At 71.5% G+C, this 1,418-nt stretch carries 1 protein-coding gene; it reads right to left on the bottom strand.

Features of this window, described 5'->3' with window-relative positions; translation table 11 throughout:
• Window positions 1-554: 554 nt before the first annotated feature.
• The coding region (locus tag ABZ646_RS46605) for a transcriptional regulator (RefSeq protein WP_360533852.1) at window positions 555-1,418 on the bottom strand (864 nt) is incomplete at its 5' end.

Genomic DNA, 1,418 nt, shown 5'->3' with positions numbered 1-1,418 from the left:
GTCTGGCCCTCCTCGCGCTCCTTGGGGAAGACACCGTGGTGCCCGCGGGCCCTGAGTCACGGCCAGTGCGCGGAGCACCATGGGCTTCCCTTCAGTCGTCCACGGATCCGGGGCGGCCGTCGCTTCACGAGCCGACCCCCGGATGTCACGTGGGCATCGCACCACACGCTGCGCGTTCATATGGGGAACGTGACGCTCCAGTCACTCGAACGGCCTTCAGGGCCTCGTTCACCCAGGGGACGGAGCGGCGCGGGAGCCCGGATGCACCGGGGGACGCGGGTGACGGCCCGTCGGCTGGCGCGTCATGTACGGAACGCGGTCGGTGTCGGGCCGGCGGGACGGCGTGGCCGAGGAGCACTACGGTTTCGTCCTCGCGGACAGCCGCCTGCGTGGCCAACCGTTCGCTACGGGCCGGCCGTTCCGGACCGGCTCACCCCGGCTCTGCGCGGTCGGCGACCTCCACGGTGCGCGACGGCCGGTCCCCGTTCCGTGCTCCCTGCCGTGCCCTTCGTGACCGCCTCGTGCCAGGCAGCGCTTCGTTCTCCGGGAGCGGGTCAGTCCTGCCGGACGCGGCGGGGTGCGTCCGCGATGAGCGAGCCGCGGTGTCCCATCAGTCGCATGCCCTGCCGGTAGGCCCACACGGCGCGTTCGCTCTCTCCGCTCTTCTCCAGGATCTCGCCCAGCTCCGACCAGGCGAAGGCGGCCTGTCGCCCGGCCTCGGAGGCTTCGAGCAGCAGGGCACTGCGCTCGTACGCCGCGTGCACCGCCTCGTGGTCCTCCTGGATGAGATAGGCCGCGGCGAGGACGAGATGGACGCGGGCGCTCTCCAGGCGGTGCTCGGGCCCCAGTTGTCGCAGGGCGGTCTCGGCGTGCCGGATGGCGTTCTCGGGCCGGCCGAGCATGACCTCGGCTCGGGCGAGCGCGGCTTCCACGTACGCGATGTCGAGACTGCTGCCCAGCGTCCGCAGGGTCGCGGCGCTCTGTTCGAGAAGCGTCTTGGCGACTGCGGGGTTGGGGCTCTCCGACTGGAGGAGCACCGTGGCCTGGGCGTTGCGCACCCGGGCCAGGGCGCGCTCGTCGTCGCCCTCGGCGTAGATGGCGACGGCCTTCTTGATCAGCTCCAGTGCCTCGCTCGACCTGCCGCGTCGGTGCAGCACGACACTCGCGTTCCAGTAGGCGCCGCCCAGCGCCCTGCGGTCGGACATGACCTCGGCGCGGCTGATGGCCTCGCCCGCGAGGAAGTTCGCCCGGTGCAGGTCGCCACGCTCGCAGTACACGCCGATCAGCGTGGACAGCAGCTCCAGCTGGGGGACCGTGGGTGGCAGGTCCTCGGCATCCGCTTCGGACAGGGCGGACTCGGCGACGTCGATGGCATGCGAGAGATCACCTCCGCTGTCCCCACCAAGGACGGTGTGATA

This window comes from Streptomyces sp. NPDC007162 (assembly GCF_040634175.1).
In the GTDB taxonomy this organism is placed as follows: domain Bacteria; phylum Actinomycetota; class Actinomycetes; order Streptomycetales; family Streptomycetaceae; genus Streptomyces.
The sequence above is the reverse complement of the archived record's forward strand: the minus strand, read 5'-3'. Positions and strand labels throughout refer to the sequence as shown.